The sequence below is a fragment of the Amycolatopsis silviterrae genome, assembly GCF_042684085.1.
Taxonomy (GTDB): domain Bacteria; phylum Actinomycetota; class Actinomycetes; order Mycobacteriales; family Pseudonocardiaceae; genus Amycolatopsis; species Amycolatopsis silviterrae.
In genome coordinates this window covers 437,560-451,458 of the sequence record NZ_JBHUKS010000026.1, presented here as the reverse complement: position 1 = coordinate 451,458, position 13,899 = coordinate 437,560, and the positions used below count along the sequence as shown (strand labels likewise).

Here is a 13,899-nt window from a genome sequence, read left to right as displayed (position 1 = left end):
TGTGGCAGTGAGCGTGGCGGACGCCGATTCGGGCGTTCCGCACAAGACCAAGCGAAAGCGCGCGTGGAAGCCCTGGCTCGCGCGCGTCGCGGTGACGGCGGCGACGGGCTACGGCTACTACCTCAGCTTCGCGCCGCGCCCGCTGTGGTGGCTGGCTCCGCTCGCGTTCGCCGCGTTCGCGCTGGTCCTTCGTGGACGGTCGTTCCGCGGCGCGTTCGGGTACGGCTTCGTGTTCGGCATGGCGTTCTTCGTGCCGCTGCTGGTGTGGCTGCAGGACTTCCTCGGCCGCGATTTCGGGCCGCTGCCGTGGCTGGCGCTGTCGTTCGCGCTGTCGCTCTATTTCGGACTCGCCGGGTGGCTGATCCGGGTCGTGGCGCGGCTGCCGCTGGCGCCGCTCTGGGGCGCGCTGGTGTTCATCGCGATGGAAACGCCGCGCACGTGGTTCCCGCTCGGCGGGTTCCCGTGGGGCCGGGTCGCGTTCAGTCAGCCCGAGGGCGCGTTCCTGTCGCTGGCGTCGGTCGGCGGCGCGCCACTGGTCGGTTTCGCCGTCGTGCTCACCGGTTTCGGCCTGGCGGGGCTCGTCGCGCGGCTCTGGCGCACGCGCAAGGCCTGGGACCGCGCGCTGGTGTGGCCCGCGGTGTTCGCCGTCCTTCCGGCCGCGGCCGGGCTCGCGGTGTGGCCGACGATCGGCACCGAGGCGCAGGACGGTTCGCTCACCGTCGGCTCGGTGCAGGGCAACGCGCCGGACATCGGGCTGGCCCTGCAGGGACAACGCGGGGTGCTGCGCGCCAACGCCCTCGCCGAGAGCGCCCGCCTGCTGCAGAAAGTCCAATCAGGACAGCTGCCGAAGCCGGATCTGCTGCTGTGGCCGGAGACCTCGACCCCGCTGGACGGCGACGACCCGGGCGTCGACCAGATGGTCGCGGCCTACGGGGTCCCGGCGATCATCGGCGCGCTGGTGCGGACGCCGGACGGGGCCGCGGAGAACTCCGCCGTCGTCTGGGATCCGCGGACCGGCCCGGGACAGCGCTACGCGAAGCAGGATCTGGTGCCGTTCGGCGAATACGTGCCCGCCCGCGCCGTCGCGCGGCTGGTGACGCCGTTCATCGACGACACCCGCGACATGCGTCCCGGCGACGGCTCGAACGCCGCCCTCTCGGTCGCCGGCACCAAGATCGGCGTGTTCATCTGCTACGAGTCGGCCTTCGACGGCCCAGCCCGCGACGCGACGAACGCGGGCGGCGAACTGCTCGTCGTGCCGACCAACAACGCGTGGTACGGGCCGGGGGAGATGAGCTACCAGCAGCTGTCGATGGCGCGGCTGCGGGCGGTCGAGCACGGCCGCGCGGTGGTGGTGTCGGCGGTGTCCGGGGTGAGCGCGTTCGTCGCCCCGGACGGGACGATCACCAGCTCCACCGGGCTTTTCACGGCGGATGCCCTGGTCGGGCGCGTGCCGCTGCGCACGCAGACTACGCTGTCGGATCGAATCGGTGCGTGGACGGAGTACGGACTGCTGGCGTTGGCGATCGCGGGTGTCGCCAGTGGGTTCGTGCTCCGTTTTCGCACCCGGCGCGGCACGGCAGCGACGGCCGGGCCGAAGGGGACCACAGCAGGGGAAGCGGCGGGCTGACCCGCCGGATGCGGAGGAGACGGATGGCGCAGGCGCCGCGGGGGGCCGAAACGATCGAGCCGGTGCTGGTGGTGGTCCCGACCTACAACGAGCGGGACAACCTCGGCCCGGTGCTGGACCGGCTCCACAAGGCACTCCCGGACGTCGACGTGCTCGTCGTCGACGACGGCAGCCCGGACGGCACCGGCGAGCTGGCCGACGAGCGCGCGGCCGCGGACAAGCGGGTGCACGTGCTGCACCGCACCGCGAAGGAGGGCCTCGGCAAGGCCTACATCGCCGGGTTCCATTGGGGGATGGAACGCGGCTACGCGACGTTCGTGGAGATGGACGCCGACGGCTCGCACGCGCCGGAGGACCTGCCGCGGCTGCTGGACGCGGTCGGCGACGCGGACCTGTCCATCGGGTCGCGGTACGTGCCGGGCGGCAGCACGGTGAACTGGCCGCTGCGCCGGACGCTGCTCTCGCGCGGGGCGAACCTGTACTCGCGGATCGCGCTGGGGATCAAGGTGGCGGACATGACCGCCGGGTTCCGCGCGTACCGCCGCCCGGTGCTGGAGAAGCTGGCGCTGAACGAGGTCGCCTCGCACGGCTACTGCTTCCAGATCGACCTGACGCGCCGCACCGCGGACGCCGGGTTCGACATCGTCGAGGTGCCGATCACCTTCACCGACCGGGAGATCGGCGTGTCGAAGATGAGCGGCGGCATCATGTCCGAGGCGTTCTTCCGGGTCGCGGAGTGGGGCGTGCAGCGCAGGCTCGCCCAGGTGAAGAAGCTGCTGGGCCGGGGCTGACCGGCTACTTCAGCACGCGGTAGGTGAGGTGTTCGGCGCCCGGCGCCGGCACCGAACCGAGCGGCTCCAGGCGGATCGGCGCGGGATTTCCCCGCGGGAACAAGGGAGTTCCGCCGCCGAGGACGATCGGCGCGAGGTGGATCCGCAGCACGTCCGCCAGTCCGGCGTACAGGACCTGCGACGCGATCGACCCGCCGCCCATCACGACGACGTCCTTGCCGCCCGAGGCCGCGCGCGCCCGCTCGACAGCGGTTTCGACGTCGTGGACGAACCGGAACCGCTCGCCGAGGCGTACCGCGTCGGGCCGGGCGTGGGTGACGACGAACACCGGCGGGGCGACGGTCTGGTCTTCGTCGTAGCCGTAGCCGATTTCGTCGTCCCAGCCCTGCGGACCGTCGACGACGTCGAAGGTATTGCGGCCCATGACCACCGCGCCGGTTTCGGTGAACGAGCGGTGCAGGATCTCCGCGTCGCGGGGCGTGCGCTGGCCGGCCACCCAGGAGTGCAGCGGTTCGCCGCCGGTCCCCAGCCCGTGTTCGGGACCGGCTCCCGGTCCGGTGACGTATCCGTCCAGCGACATCGAGATGTCCACGATGACCCGGCTCGCCTCCGGCCGGTCCGCTCCGCCGGCCAGCTCGTCGAGCCGGTCCATCGAATCGCGGATGCCGTGCTCCATTCCGCTCGCGATCATGGCGTCGCGCGCCTCGACGCTCGGGAAGACCGACCGGGTCCGCAGCCGGGTCCGGCCGTCGAGGTCCTCGAAGGCCAGGGTTTCCAGGCTGACGTTCCCCGGCGCGCCCTCGTACTCGAAGGTCTGGACGATCCGCTGGCCGCTGTCGACCGCGTGGAAGACGCCGTGGAACACGTGCTCGGCGCCGTCGGGGTCTAGGTGCACATAGCGATACGTCCCGCCGGGGTGCGGGTCGAATTCGACGATGCGCATCTCGACGTCGCGCGGGCCGAGCCAGCGGACGATCAGGTCGGGATCGGTGTAGGCGCGGAACAGCTGCGCCCGGGTCGCGTCGAAATCGCGGACGATCTCGATGAACGGGCTGCCGGGCTGGGCGGTGATCGTGGTGGGGGTCATCGGTCCTGCTCCTTGGTCTCTTCGAGGACGGCGTCGAGGCGGCGGTACTCGCGTTCGCGGTTCAGCCGGTAGGCGTCGATCCAGCTCGTCAGCTCTTCGAGCGCGGCCGCGTTGAGGTGGCACGGGCGGCGCTGGCCGTCCCGGCTCCGGGTGATGAGCCCGGCCGCCTCCAGCACCTGGACGTGCCGCGACACCGCTTGCTTCGTGACCGGGAACGGTTCGGCCAGGTCGTTCACGGTCGCTTCGCCGCGCGACAGCCGGGCGATCAGCGCGCGCCGGATCGGGTCGCCCAGCGCGGTGAACGCCCGGTCCAGCCGGTCGTCGAGGTTGTCAACGGACATCTTTATCAACCGATCTCTTTATCAAGCAGTTCGTTGACAATAAGCCCGTCGTGTCCCAGGGGCAAGGGGTGAGCGGATTTCAGCGGACCTTGCGCACCGAGGTCGTGCCGACGTCGGCCACCGCCCCGCTCACCGCGACCGGCCGGAGCGGCGGGATCGCCTGCCCGGCCTCGTCCACCAGCACGGAGTGGTCCTCGCCAGGGGAGAAGGCGTGCCGTTCGCCCCACTGCCGGAGGGCGACGACGACGGTGAACAGGTCGCGCCCGGCGGACGTGAGCGAGTAGACCTGCCGCTTGCCCGATTCGGCGGTCTGCCGGTCGAGGACGCCACGCTCGACGAGGCGGCGCAGCCGGTCGGTGAGGATGTTGCGGGCGATGCCGGTGCGCTGCTGGAAGTCGGTGAACGCCCGCGCGCCGTCCATCGCGTCGCGGACGATCAGCAGGCTCCACCGGTCGCCGACGAGGTCAAGGGTGCGGGCCACCGGACACGACGGGTCGGTCCAGGCCGGGGTTTCGCCCACGGTCGCGTGCCTCCTTGATGAGTTGCTCTTTGAAACCATTCTGCCGTACGGTGCGATCAGTTGCAATTCGCTACTGATTGGGGGATCCATGGGTCGCCGGACAGTGTTCGCCGCGGTGTGCGCGGTCGCCGTCGCGAGCATTTACGCTGCTCAGCCCGTTCTCGCGCAGATCGGCGAGGACCTGCGGGTGCCGGACGCAGGACTGGGCTGGATCGTGGCCGCCGGACAGCTCGGCTACCTGGCCGGGCTCGCCGTGCTGGTCCCGCTGGGCGACCTCGTCGACCGGCGGAAGCTCATCGCCGCGCACCTGCTCCTGACCGCCATCGGTGCGGCGCTGGCCGCGGCCGCCACCGAAACCTGGCTGCTGCTGGCCGGGCTCGTGCTCGCAGGCCTGTTCGCAGTGGTCGTGCAAACGACGGTCGCCTACGCCGCCGCTCTGTCCACTCCGGAGGAACGCGGCCGCACCCTCGGCGCGGTGACGTCCGGCGTCGTCATCGGCATCCTCGGCGCACGCGTCGCGGCGGGTGCGCTGGCCGAACTGTGGGGCTGGCGCAGCGTTTACCTGGCACTCGCGGTGCTGCTGGTGGCGCTCGCCGGTCTCGTCCTGAAGACGATGCCGCCCGACCCGCGCACCGGCCGCACCACGTACGGGCAAGTGCTGACCTCGCTCGGCGGCCTGTTCCGCGAGCCGCTGTTGCTCTCGCGCGGGCTGATCGCGTTCTTCCTGTTCGCGTCGTTCGGCGCGCTGTGGAGCGGTCTGTCGCTGCCGCTGGCCGCCGCTCCGTGGCACCTGAGCACAGCGCAGATCGGCCTGTTCGGGCTGGTCGGCCTGGCCGGCGCACTGGGGGCGGCCCGAGCCGGACGCTGGGCCGACCGGGGGCACGCGAGTCTCGTCACCGGCGGGGCGCTGGTGCTGCTGGCGGTGTCGTGGCTGGCGGTCGGGCAACCGTCGTTGTGGCTGCTGGCCCTGGGCGTGCTGGTGCTGGACTTCGCCGTGCAGGCAGTGCACGTCAGCAACCAGCACCTGCTCACGGCCGCGCATCCGGATCGCACCAGCAGCGTCATCGGCGGCTACATGATCTTCTACTCGCTCGGCTCCGCCCTCGGTGCGGCTGTGACGACAACGGCGTTCGCGGCGGCCGGATGGACCGGCTCCAGCGTCCTGGGCGCGGCGTTCGCCGGGTGCGCGTTCGCGGTGTGGTTCACAGCGGAATGTCGTGCTCGGCGACGTAGTGCCGGATCAGCGCGTCCATCGAGCGGCGAAAGGAATCCTGCCGGCTGTCGCTGAGGGTGCCGGCCAGCTGGCCGATCTCGGTCCGGATCGCCTCGCGCACCAGCCGCACGACCGCGCGGCCGTCCTCGGTGTCGGTGACGTGCACGGCGCGCCGGTTGCCGGGGACCGCGTTCCGCCGCACCAGCCCGCGCCGCTCGGCGCGGTCGACGAGCCCGGTGACGCTGGACTTCTCCAGCTCCAGGATCCCGGCCAGCTGCCGCATGCCGATCTCGCGGTCGTCGAGCACGGCGAGCATCCGCAGCTGGGTGACCGACAGCCCGTGTTCTCCGGCGAGGCGGCCCAGGATCGCCTGCACGATGAACGACAGCTGCATGAGCCCGTCGACGAGGTCCGGCGCGTTTTCGGAGGAGGAATCGGTCACAGCGGCCAGGTTAGCTTGACCGAGTTCGCGGCACCAACTATTTTAGTTCGTGACACGAACAGTACTTGAAGCGAACCTGGAGGCGCGCATGACGGACCGGAAACGCGTCGCCGTCGTCATCGGCAGCACCCGCCCGACCCGCATCTGCGGCGGGATCGCCGCCTGGGCGCGCGACGCACTGGGGGAGGGCAGCGACCTCGCCTACGACCTGGTCGATCTCGCCGACCTCGCGCTGCCGTTCCTCGACGAACCCGTCAAGGCCGCGCTGCAGCAGTACGAGCACGAGCACACCCGGGCGTGGAGCAAGCTCGTGCAGAGCTACGACGGCTTCGTCTTCGTGTTCCCGCAGTACAACTGGGGCTACCCGGGGGTGCTCAAGAACGCGCTGGACTACCTCTACCGGGAATGGTGCGATCGCCCCGCGAGCCTGCTCACCTACGGCACCCGCGGCGGAGCCAAGGCCGCCGAACAGTTCATCGGCGTCCTGCACGGACTGCACATGCGCGTCCTCGACACCCGCGTCGAAGCCGTCATCACCGACCAGGACGTGGACGAAAACTGGCAGCTGCGCGACCTCGACCGCACGTTGCACCCGAACCGCGCGCTCCTGCGCAGGATCGACGAAGAGATGGCCGAAGCACTCGGCTGAGAAGAGAAACGGAGAACCAGACATGCCAGCAACCTCACGCCGGGTGGGCTTCATCGGGCTCGGGCGGATGGGCACCGCCATGGCCGGCCGCCTGCTCGACGCGGGCTACGACGTCACGGTGTGGAGCCGCAGCGCGGGCAAGGCGGACGACCTGGCCGCCCGAGGCGCGACCGTGGGCGGCACGCCCGAGGACGCGATCGCCACCGGAACCGTCTTTTCCATGCTCAGCCACGAAGACGCGGTGCGCCAGGTGTTCACCGCCGAGCGGATCCGCTCCGCGCCGGAAGGCTTCCTCCACGTCAACCACGCGACCATCAGCCCGGAGGCGGCTCGTGAATTCGCCGCGCTCGGCGGGCGTTATCTCAGCGCCCCGGTGATCGGCCGCCCGGAAGCCGTGACGGCCGGGAACCTGGCCGTGATGGTCTCCGGCGACGCGGCCGTCCGTGCCGAGGCGGAGCCGATGCTCTCCGCGATCGGGCGGCGGGTCTGGGATTTCGGCGACGCCGCGGACGCCGCCCCGACCGCGAAAATCTCGGTCAACTACCTGATCATCCACGCGCTGCAGGCACTGTCCGAGTCGATCACCCTGCTGCAGCACGGCGGCCTGGACGCCGGGCGGTTCGTCGAGATGATCACCGATTCGGTGTTCCCCGGCCCGGTGTACCGCGGCTACGGCGAGTCCATCGCCACCGGCTCGTACACCCCGCCGGGATTCACCACGACGCTCGGCTTGAAGGACTTGGACCTCGCGCGGCGCACGGCGGGCACTCTCGGCGTCGACCTGCCTACCGGGCCGGTCCTGCACGACGTGTTCGCCACCGCGGTCGAGCAGATCGGCGCGGACCTCGACTGGGCCGCCATCGCCGAGGTCACCCGCCAGCGGTCCGGAGGAACGACCGCCTGACCCCCGCGGGTTCGGGCAGGATCGAAGCCATGAGCCTGCTCGACCGGCACCGCCAGGCAATGACCGATTTCGACCGGACTGTGCACCTCGTCAGACCGGAACAGTGGGACAGCCCCACGCCGTGCACCGAGTGGACAGTCCGGGACCTGGTCAACCACCTCGTCGCCGAACAACTGTGGGCACCGCACCTGCTCGGCGGCGCGACGCTCGCGGAGGTCGGCGACCGCTACGACGGCGACGTGCTGGGCGACGATCCGGTGCGCGCCTGGGAAGAGTCGTCGCGGGCCGCGCGCGCGGCGTGGCTCGCGGACGGAGCGACCAGTCGGACAGTGCACCTGTCCTTCGGCGATGCTGACGCGTCTCTCTACGGCTGGCAGATGACCACCGACCTCGCGGTGCACGCCTGGGATCTCGCGATGGGGATCGGGGCGCCGCAGCCGATCGAGGACGATCTCGCCGAGGAACTCCTCCGCGTCGCGGGTCCCATCATCGAGGCGTCGCAGACCCCGGACATCCTCGCGCCGCCGGTCCAGGTTCCCGGTACTGCCTCAGCACCGGACCGGCTGGTCGCCCTCTGCGGCCGCGAGCCGCGCTGACCGGGCGCGGACGCGGAACGGCCCCCGCGGGGGGAGGTCGCGGGGGCCGTTCCTGTTCGGGTGGGAGCCAGCTACTGGCCGAGGCTCAAGCGGACCGGCTGGTCCGGCGTCCCTTGAGCTCGGCGAGACGTTCGTTCAGCAGGTCCTCGAGCTCGGGGATGGAGCGGCGCTCCAGCAGCATGTCCCAGTGGGTCCTGGGGGGCTTGACCTTTTTTTGCTCGGGCTGCCCGCCGTCGACGATCTCGGACTCGCTGCCGTGCAGGCGGCACTCCCACACCGTCGGGATCTCGGCGTCGTCGGAGAACGGCACCTCGAACTCGTGGTTCTTGGGGCAGGAATAGCGCACGGTACGGCGAGGAGCGAGGTCGTGATTGCGGTCGGTCTCGTAGCTGACCGCTCCCAGCCGGCTTCCACGGAGAACACGGTCGGCCATAGTGGGATTCCTTTCAGTCAGCTCCGGGTGGAGCCAGGGTGATGCTCACCCTATGCAACGAACAAGGCGTCCGAGGGATTCCCGGCACGCCATGTCGCTGCTCACGATGAGCTGCGTCACCCGTGGTCTTCAGCTTCCTCCAGAGGGAGTCGTTTCGCCCTCTGACGTGACGCGGATACCGCCTTCTTAGTGCGGATATCCCCCAGTCGGGCTAGTTAGGTTAGCTCTAGGACAACCGTAACTGACCGTGCTGGGCGGCAGCCGGTCCGAGATCCCCCGAGCGGAAGTGCCGACGGCACAGTACCTGATAACGGACCGTGACCATTTCGGCATCAGACCGTGCTGAAGCTGAAGGTTCAACTACGGAGTGTTCGGTATCTGCCACCACAACGGTGTCTCCGTCACGGAGAATCACGTCGTCGCGGACCCGCGCGTTGAACCGGCCGGGCAGCCCGCACCAGCACAGCACCTCGACCTGGACCGGCTGGAGCTCGTCGGCGAGTTCGAACAGCCGGGCGGCCCCGGGGAACAGCGTGCTGCGGAAGTCGGTCGCGATGCCGAAGCAGTACACGTCGACGCCGGCCTCGTCGGCGAGTTCGGCGAGCTGGTCGACCTGCGCGGGGGAGAGGAACTGGGCCTCGTCCACGATCACGTAGTCCACGTGCTGCCCGCGCGCCCACTGCTCGCGCACCAGGTCCCGGATGTCGGTGCCGGTCGCGACCTCGGTCGCCCGCCGGGCGAGGCCGATCCGGCTGGTGATCTGCGGCGCGCCGGACCGGTCGTGCCGGACCAGCACCAGGCCGCGGCGGCCCTGGCGCGCGTGGTTGTGGTCGATCTGCAGCGCGAGCGTCGACTTCCCGCAGTCCATCGGGCCGTAGCAGAACTTGAGCCGTCCCCGGGCGGGACCGTTGCGCCGGGCCCCGGCCGGCGGGGCCGCGGAAAGCGCGTCGGTGGGGTCGTCGAGAACAACGTCGTCTGCAGCGGTCACGACGCCCGACCCTATCTGGGCCTCACAGCACCTCCGGCGGACGGTTCCCGGCGGCGGCGATCGCGCGCCGCACCGGCACCAGCGCGACGAACACGAACCCGAGCACGAAGAACGCCACGAGCGCGACGATCGCCAGCCGGAACGACCCGGTCGCCTGCCCGACGCCGGCGAACACCAGCGGCCCGAGCCACGACGTGCCCTTCTCGCCCACGACGTAGAGCGAGTAGTACTGCGCGTCCTTGCCTGCCGGGATCATCTGGCTGAACAACGACCTGGCCAGCGCGTTCGTCCCGCCCAGCACCAGCCCGATGCCGACCGCCACCGCGAAGAACTGCAACGGCTGCTGCGGCTGCACGAAGTACGCCCCGCCGAGCACGACCACCCACAGCACGAGACTGACCAGGATCGTCCGCTTCGCGCCGAGCCGCCGCGCGAGCAGGCCGTGCAGGACGCCGCCCGCGTAAGCGAGGAACTGGATCACCAGCACCGTGATGATCAACACTTCGTCAGTGAAGCGAAGCTCGTCCTTCCCGTACTGCGCCGAGACCGTGACGACGGTGTTGATCCCGTCCGCGAAGAGCAGGTAGCTGCCGAGGAAGGCGAGCGTCAGCGGATACGCCTTCGCCTCGCCGAGCGTCTGGCGCAGTTCGCGGAACCCTGACCGCAGCACCGAGACGCCGCGCGCGGTCGCGGTCGGCACGTGGACGCGGGGGAGCCGGCGCAGGGTCGGAATGGTGAAGAGTGCCCACCAGATGCCGGAGGTCAGGAAGCAGATCCGCACCGCGAGACCGGTGTCGACGCCGAGGGATTCGCGGCTGAGATAGAAGGCGAGCTGCAGCGCGAGCGCGAGCCCGCCGCCGAGATAGCCGAACGCCCAGCCCTTCGCCGAGACGTCGTCGCGCTCGTCCGGCGTCGCGATGTCCACCAGGAACGAGTAGTAGACGACCAGTGAACCGCCGTACCCGATGTTCGCGAGGATGAACAGCGCCGCGCCCAGCTGCCAGTCCGAACCGGCCATGAAGAACATCAGCGCCGACGCCGCCGCGCCCAGTGCGGCGAACCCGCCGAGGATCTTGCGCTTGTTGCGGCTGCGGTCGGCCACCGCACCGGCGATCGGCAGCACCAGAACCTGCACGACGGTCGCCACCGACAGCAGGTAGCCCCACAGCGAACCGGCGGGGAAGTGGAGACCGAACAGCGCCACGTCGCAGTGGTTGAGCTTGTCGTCCACTCCGGACGCATTGAGACAAGCCCTGTCCCCGTTAAGGGTGATGTTCTGCTTCGCGTCCGCGGCCGCGACAGTGCTCATATACAGCGCGCCGAACACCGTCGTGACCGACGAATAGAACGGCGAGTTGGCCCAGTCGTAGAAGTACCAGCCCCACCGTTCCCGCTTGCTGTCCCGGGTCTCGGCCAGCGTCATCCACGGCTCCTCGTTCGGTCGCGAATCTCCAGGTCGCGCCGGACATTACTGGCGCCGGACCGCCCGGTACCGCCGAAGGGGGCAAACCGTGTCCGGTTCGTCGCTTCCGGTTTCCGCCACGCCGCGCGACGGAAACCGCGACACGCCGCGCCGGGCGTGTCGCTGCCGGGATCTCCGGGCGTGTCATGTGAGACTGCTGAGCGTGGTGTGACTCTTGTGGTCCATGAGTCACGTGCTTAGTGTGCGTGGCATGACCACTCGCGTTCGCACTGCCAGACGGGCCGCCGCCAGAGCCTTGCTGCTCGTGGTCGCCGTACTCGGCATGGAACTCGTCGTCACCGGCGCCGCCTCCGCGGACCCCGGCTCGGGCACCTGGGCCAAGCTCCGCATGTGCGAGTCGAGCGGCCGCTACACGATCAACACCGGCAACGGCTACTACGGCGCCTACCAGTTCGACCTCCCCACCTGGCGCAGCGTCGGCGGCCAGGGCCGCCCCGACCAGGCCAGCCCCCGCGAACAGGACTACCGCGCGCTGTACCTGTACCGGATGCGCGGCTGGCAGCCCTGGGAATGCGGCGGCATGCTCGGCCTGGCCAACGACCGCGACGCCCGCAGCAAGCGCGTCCCCTCCTGGGAAGAGGCCGCCTACATCGGCGGCGGCGGACTTCCGGCCCCGCCCGCCCCGAAACCGAAGCCCGCCCCGCCGCCCGGACCGCCCGGCGCGACGCCCGCGTGGCCTGGCCTCGTCTACGCCTACGGCGACTGCGCGCCCGCGCTGCGCACCTTCCAGCTGCGGATGAACGCCTTCGGCTACGGCTTCAGCGGCACCGGCTGCTACTACGACAAGACCCGCACCGCGGTCCTCGACCTGCAGCGCGCCAACGGCATCAACGATTCGGGCCGGCTGGGTCCGAAGACGTGGAAGGCCGCGTGGGTAGGCAAGGCCCCGCGCTGACCCGCACCGCCTCCTCCAGTTCGGCCGGGCCGACGACTTCGATATCAGCGTCGACCCGGCCGAACGAGGCAGCCAGACCACGCCACAGCCAAGCCCCGAGACTCACCCGGCACCGATCCGGCCCGAGCGCTTCGATCACGCCGTCGGTCAGGCAGCTCGCCGCGGCACGGCCATTCCCCGGACAGCCCGCGCTCAGCGGACCGCGGCCCGGTGGGCGTTCGACGGCGGTGAAGCAGAACGCGTCCACCCGATGCGGCAACCGCGCGGGCATCACCTGCCGCACGGCCTGCAACGTCCGCTACGCCGTCCAGCCTCGAACAGCGGCCAGGTTCAGTCCGCTGCCGCCCACGCACCCCGCTCCCGCAGCACCTCACGCAGCAGATCCGGCCGATCCGTGACGATCCCGTGCACCCCGAGGTCCAGCAGCGTCCGCATCTGATCGGCGTCGTCGATCGTCCACGTGTGCACCTCGAACCCGCGCCGCACCGCCGACTTCACGAACGAACGGTCCACCACCGTCAGCGGCCCCTGCCGCACCGGCACCTGCGCGAGCCAGCCCGACGCGAACCGGCTCACCGGCAGCAGCGGAGCCCAGCCGTTCGCCCACAGCAGGAACGCCGACCGCGGCCCCATCGCGGTCAGCAGCTTCGGCCCCGCCAGCTTCCGCAGCCGGGCGAGCCGCGAGTCCGAAAAGGACGCCGCCGCGACCCGCTCCACCGCACCGGTCCGCCGCAGCGCCCGCACGAACGGGACCACCGCGCTGTCGGCCTTCACGTCGATGTTGAAAAACGCGTCCGGCAGTTCTTCAAGCAGGTCCTCCAGCCGGGACAGCGGCGCCCGCCCGTCGATTTTGACGTTCTTCAGCTGCTCCCACGTCTGGGTCGCGATCGCCCCGCGCCCGTCCGTGGTCCGGTCGAGCGTCGCGTCGTGATGCACCACGACCACCCCGTCCGACGTGGCGTGCACGTCGGTTTCGAGATAGCGGTACCCCTCGGCGGCCGCGCGCTGGAACGCCGGCAGCGAATTCTCCAGCCCTTCCAGATCGCCGAGGTGCCAGCCGCGGTGGGCGAAGGCGCGGGGGAGCGAGTCGGCGAGGTACGGAAACGGTGGACGCATGACTCCAGTCTGCGCCATCGGTGTGGCCCCGTCGTGAGAACGTGATGGACAGCTAGAGTCCGGCGGGTGAGGGAACTGGCCGAACACGCTCTGACCGGCGACGAACGCGTCGTGCCGCGACGCACGAACGCCCCGAAACACTGCGGCTGGTGCGGCCGCCGCCTGCCCGAAGCAGGCAACGTCGGACGCCGCCGGCGCTACTGCGGGCAATCCTGCCGCCAGCGCGCCTACGAACGCCGCACCGCCCTGCAGCGCAGCGGCCTGCCCGAGGACGCCGTCGTCCTGTCGGACACCGAGATCGCCGCCCTGCAGGACCGGCTCTTTCAGCTCCGCTGCGCCGCGGAAGACATCGTGACCGCCGCCCAGGACGGCGCATCCGCGGGCGAACTGCGGCAGCTCGCCGAGGAGATCGCGGCTTCGGCGAAGGATCTTGAGCAGCTTCGCTGACGCTTCTGGGAGGCGCTGCCGCGCGGTCGTAGCCGAGGTCGTTCGGGCAGGTCAGGGGATCCCTGCGCTCTCTGCCGGATCGAGTGCAAGGACACCCCGCGCATGGCTGGGACCCGCCCGCGGCTCGCGACGCACTGGCCTTTTCCAGCGCTGCTGGGTGCAGGGGAGAGGCCGCCAACGACCGTTGATCCCCGACGCACGCCATCAGCCCCGGGGCACGGCAAGCGTGCACGCCCAAGGGAGAGCACGCTCCGCGTACAAGTCCGCATGCCCTGGCGGCCGCGTGTCAGGGAGACCGCACGTCAGGGGAGACCACGCTCCGCGCGCAAGACCGCGTGCCGTGGGCGCCCCTGTATCCGTGGGC

At 70.6% G+C, this 13,899-nt stretch carries 16 protein-coding genes; 8 read left to right on the top strand and 8 right to left on the bottom strand.

Annotation, left to right across the window (positions count from 1 at the left end):
- Position 1 precedes the first annotated feature (1 nt).
- Both lnt and ACFSVL_RS33505 read left to right on the top strand, forming a co-directional pair.
- Positions 2 to 1,630, top strand: a complete 1,629-nt coding sequence (gene lnt, locus ACFSVL_RS33510) for an apolipoprotein N-acyltransferase (RefSeq protein WP_378309973.1) — start codon at positions 2 to 4, stop codon at positions 1,628 to 1,630.
- Between the two features lie 23 nt (positions 1,631 to 1,653).
- On the top strand, positions 1,654 to 2,421 hold the full coding sequence (locus ACFSVL_RS33505; protein ID WP_378309971.1) for a polyprenol monophosphomannose synthase: 768 nt from the start codon (positions 1,654 to 1,656) through the stop codon (positions 2,419 to 2,421).
- Positions 2,422 to 2,425: 4 nt separating this feature from the next.
- On the opposite strand, the gene ACFSVL_RS33500 is transcribed toward ACFSVL_RS33505, so the two are convergent.
- The 3 genes from ACFSVL_RS33500 to ACFSVL_RS33490 all read right to left on the bottom strand — a co-directional run bounded on the left by ACFSVL_RS33500 (position 2,426) and on the right by ACFSVL_RS33490 (position 4,408).
- On the bottom strand, positions 2,426 to 3,508 hold the full coding sequence (locus ACFSVL_RS33500) for an SRPBCC domain-containing protein (protein WP_378309969.1): 1,083 nt from the start codon (positions 3,506 to 3,508) through the stop codon (positions 2,426 to 2,428).
- Complete coding sequence (locus tag ACFSVL_RS33495; RefSeq protein WP_378309967.1) at positions 3,505 to 3,849, bottom strand: ArsR/SmtB family transcription factor; 345 nt, start codon at positions 3,847 to 3,849, stop codon at positions 3,505 to 3,507. The genes ACFSVL_RS33500 and ACFSVL_RS33495 overlap by 4 nt, the downstream gene beginning before the upstream one ends.
- Positions 3,850 to 3,928: 79 nt before the next feature.
- Positions 3,929 to 4,408 carry a winged helix-turn-helix transcriptional regulator gene (locus ACFSVL_RS33490; protein ID WP_378309965.1) on the bottom strand — a complete coding sequence of 160 codons (480 nt, stop codon included), beginning with the start codon at positions 4,406 to 4,408 and terminating at the stop codon, positions 3,929 to 3,931.
- Between the two features lie 49 nt (positions 4,409 to 4,457).
- Here ACFSVL_RS33490 and ACFSVL_RS33485 point away from each other — a divergent pair, with 49 nt between their 5' ends.
- Positions 4,458 to 5,657 (top strand): MFS transporter, encoded by a 1,200-nt coding sequence (locus tag ACFSVL_RS33485; protein WP_378309964.1) that lies wholly within the window; start codon positions 4,458 to 4,460, stop codon positions 5,655 to 5,657.
- On the opposite strand, the gene ACFSVL_RS33480 is transcribed toward ACFSVL_RS33485, so the two are convergent.
- Positions 5,572 to 6,024: a MarR family winged helix-turn-helix transcriptional regulator gene (locus tag ACFSVL_RS33480; protein WP_378309962.1), complete on the bottom strand. Its 453-nt coding sequence runs from the start codon at positions 6,022 to 6,024 to the stop codon at positions 5,572 to 5,574. The genes ACFSVL_RS33485 and ACFSVL_RS33480 overlap by 86 nt on opposite strands.
- Positions 6,025 to 6,112: 88 nt before the next feature.
- Here ACFSVL_RS33480 and ACFSVL_RS33475 point away from each other — a divergent pair, with 88 nt between their 5' ends.
- Genes ACFSVL_RS33475 through ACFSVL_RS33465 form a run of 3 tightly spaced genes read left to right on the top strand, consistent with a single transcriptional unit; the run spans position 6,113 to position 8,173 of the window.
- Positions 6,113 to 6,673: an NADPH-dependent FMN reductase gene (locus ACFSVL_RS33475; protein ID WP_378309961.1), complete on the top strand. Its 561-nt coding sequence runs from the start codon at positions 6,113 to 6,115 to the stop codon at positions 6,671 to 6,673.
- A gap of 22 nt (positions 6,674 to 6,695) precedes the next feature.
- Positions 6,696 to 7,577 carry an NAD(P)-dependent oxidoreductase gene (locus ACFSVL_RS33470; RefSeq protein WP_378309959.1) on the top strand — a complete coding sequence of 294 codons (882 nt, stop codon included), beginning with the start codon at positions 6,696 to 6,698 and terminating at the stop codon, positions 7,575 to 7,577.
- A 29-nt stretch (positions 7,578 to 7,606) separates the two neighbouring features.
- Entirely contained in the window at positions 7,607 to 8,173 is a 567-nt protein-coding gene (locus tag ACFSVL_RS33465; RefSeq protein WP_378309957.1) for a TIGR03086 family metal-binding protein, read from the top strand.
- 85 nt (positions 8,174 to 8,258) lie between these two features.
- Here ACFSVL_RS33465 and ACFSVL_RS33460 read toward each other — a convergent pair whose 3' ends face one another.
- The 3 genes from ACFSVL_RS33460 to ACFSVL_RS33450 form a co-directional block, all read right to left on the bottom strand.
- Positions 8,259 to 8,606 (bottom strand): RNA polymerase-binding protein RbpA, encoded by a 348-nt coding sequence (locus tag ACFSVL_RS33460; RefSeq protein ID WP_009078445.1) that lies wholly within the window; start codon positions 8,604 to 8,606, stop codon positions 8,259 to 8,261.
- Between the two features lie 226 nt (positions 8,607 to 8,832).
- Complete coding sequence (locus ACFSVL_RS33455) at positions 8,833 to 9,594, bottom strand: thymidine kinase (protein ID WP_378309954.1); 762 nt, start codon at positions 9,592 to 9,594, stop codon at positions 8,833 to 8,835.
- A 22-nt stretch (positions 9,595 to 9,616) separates the two neighbouring features.
- Positions 9,617 to 11,017: an MFS transporter gene (locus ACFSVL_RS33450; RefSeq protein WP_378309953.1), complete on the bottom strand. Its 1,401-nt coding sequence runs from the start codon at positions 11,015 to 11,017 to the stop codon at positions 9,617 to 9,619.
- Between the two features lie 250 nt (positions 11,018 to 11,267).
- On the opposite strand from ACFSVL_RS33450, the gene ACFSVL_RS33445 reads away from it, so the two are divergent.
- The gene (locus tag ACFSVL_RS33445; protein WP_378309951.1) at positions 11,268 to 11,972 is read left to right on the top strand and encodes a transglycosylase family protein; all 705 of its coding nucleotides are present in this window, start codon (positions 11,268 to 11,270) and stop codon (positions 11,970 to 11,972) included.
- Positions 11,973 to 12,302: 330 nt separating this feature from the next.
- Here the strand turns inward: ACFSVL_RS33445 and ACFSVL_RS33440 are convergent, their stop codons facing one another.
- Positions 12,303 to 13,088, bottom strand: a complete 786-nt coding sequence (locus ACFSVL_RS33440) for a glycerophosphodiester phosphodiesterase (RefSeq protein WP_378309949.1) — start codon at positions 13,086 to 13,088, stop codon at positions 12,303 to 12,305.
- Between the two features lie 66 nt (positions 13,089 to 13,154).
- Here ACFSVL_RS33440 and ACFSVL_RS33435 point away from each other — a divergent pair, with 66 nt between their 5' ends.
- Positions 13,155 to 13,535, top strand: coding sequence for a hypothetical protein (locus ACFSVL_RS33435; RefSeq protein ID WP_378309947.1), 381 nt, complete (start codon positions 13,155 to 13,157; stop codon positions 13,533 to 13,535).
- The last annotated feature ends 364 nt before the right edge of the window (positions 13,536 to 13,899 follow it).

What these genes read in the sequence shown, in the direction of transcription:
- ACFSVL_RS33505 (WP_378309971.1), top strand. Translation starts at nt 1,654, where the DNA reads ATGGCGCAGGCGCCGCGGGGGGCCGAAACGATCGAGCCGGTGCTGGTG.
- ACFSVL_RS33500 (WP_378309969.1), bottom strand. Translation starts at nt 3,508, where the DNA reads ATGACCCCCACCACGATCACCGCCCAGCCCGGCAGCCCGTTCATCGAG.
- ACFSVL_RS33495 (WP_378309967.1), bottom strand. Translation starts at nt 3,849, where the DNA reads ATGTCCGTTGACAACCTCGACGACCGGCTGGACCGGGCGTTCACCGCG.
- ACFSVL_RS33490 (WP_378309965.1), bottom strand. Translation starts at nt 4,408, where the DNA reads ATGGTTTCAAAGAGCAACTCATCAAGGAGGCACGCGACCGTGGGCGAA.
- ACFSVL_RS33485 (WP_378309964.1), top strand. Translation starts at nt 4,458, where the DNA reads ATGGGTCGCCGGACAGTGTTCGCCGCGGTGTGCGCGGTCGCCGTCGCG.
- ACFSVL_RS33475 (WP_378309961.1), top strand. Translation starts at nt 6,113, where the DNA reads ATGACGGACCGGAAACGCGTCGCCGTCGTCATCGGCAGCACCCGCCCG.
- ACFSVL_RS33470 (WP_378309959.1), top strand. Translation starts at nt 6,696, where the DNA reads ATGCCAGCAACCTCACGCCGGGTGGGCTTCATCGGGCTCGGGCGGATG.
- ACFSVL_RS33465 (WP_378309957.1), top strand. Translation starts at nt 7,607, where the DNA reads ATGAGCCTGCTCGACCGGCACCGCCAGGCAATGACCGATTTCGACCGG.
- ACFSVL_RS33460 (WP_009078445.1), bottom strand. Translation starts at nt 8,606, where the DNA reads ATGGCCGACCGTGTTCTCCGTGGAAGCCGGCTGGGAGCGGTCAGCTAC.
- ACFSVL_RS33450 (WP_378309953.1), bottom strand. Translation starts at nt 11,017, where the DNA reads ATGACGCTGGCCGAGACCCGGGACAGCAAGCGGGAACGGTGGGGCTGG.
- ACFSVL_RS33445 (WP_378309951.1), top strand. Translation starts at nt 11,268, where the DNA reads ATGACCACTCGCGTTCGCACTGCCAGACGGGCCGCCGCCAGAGCCTTG.
- ACFSVL_RS33440 (WP_378309949.1), bottom strand. Translation starts at nt 13,088, where the DNA reads ATGCGTCCACCGTTTCCGTACCTCGCCGACTCGCTCCCCCGCGCCTTC.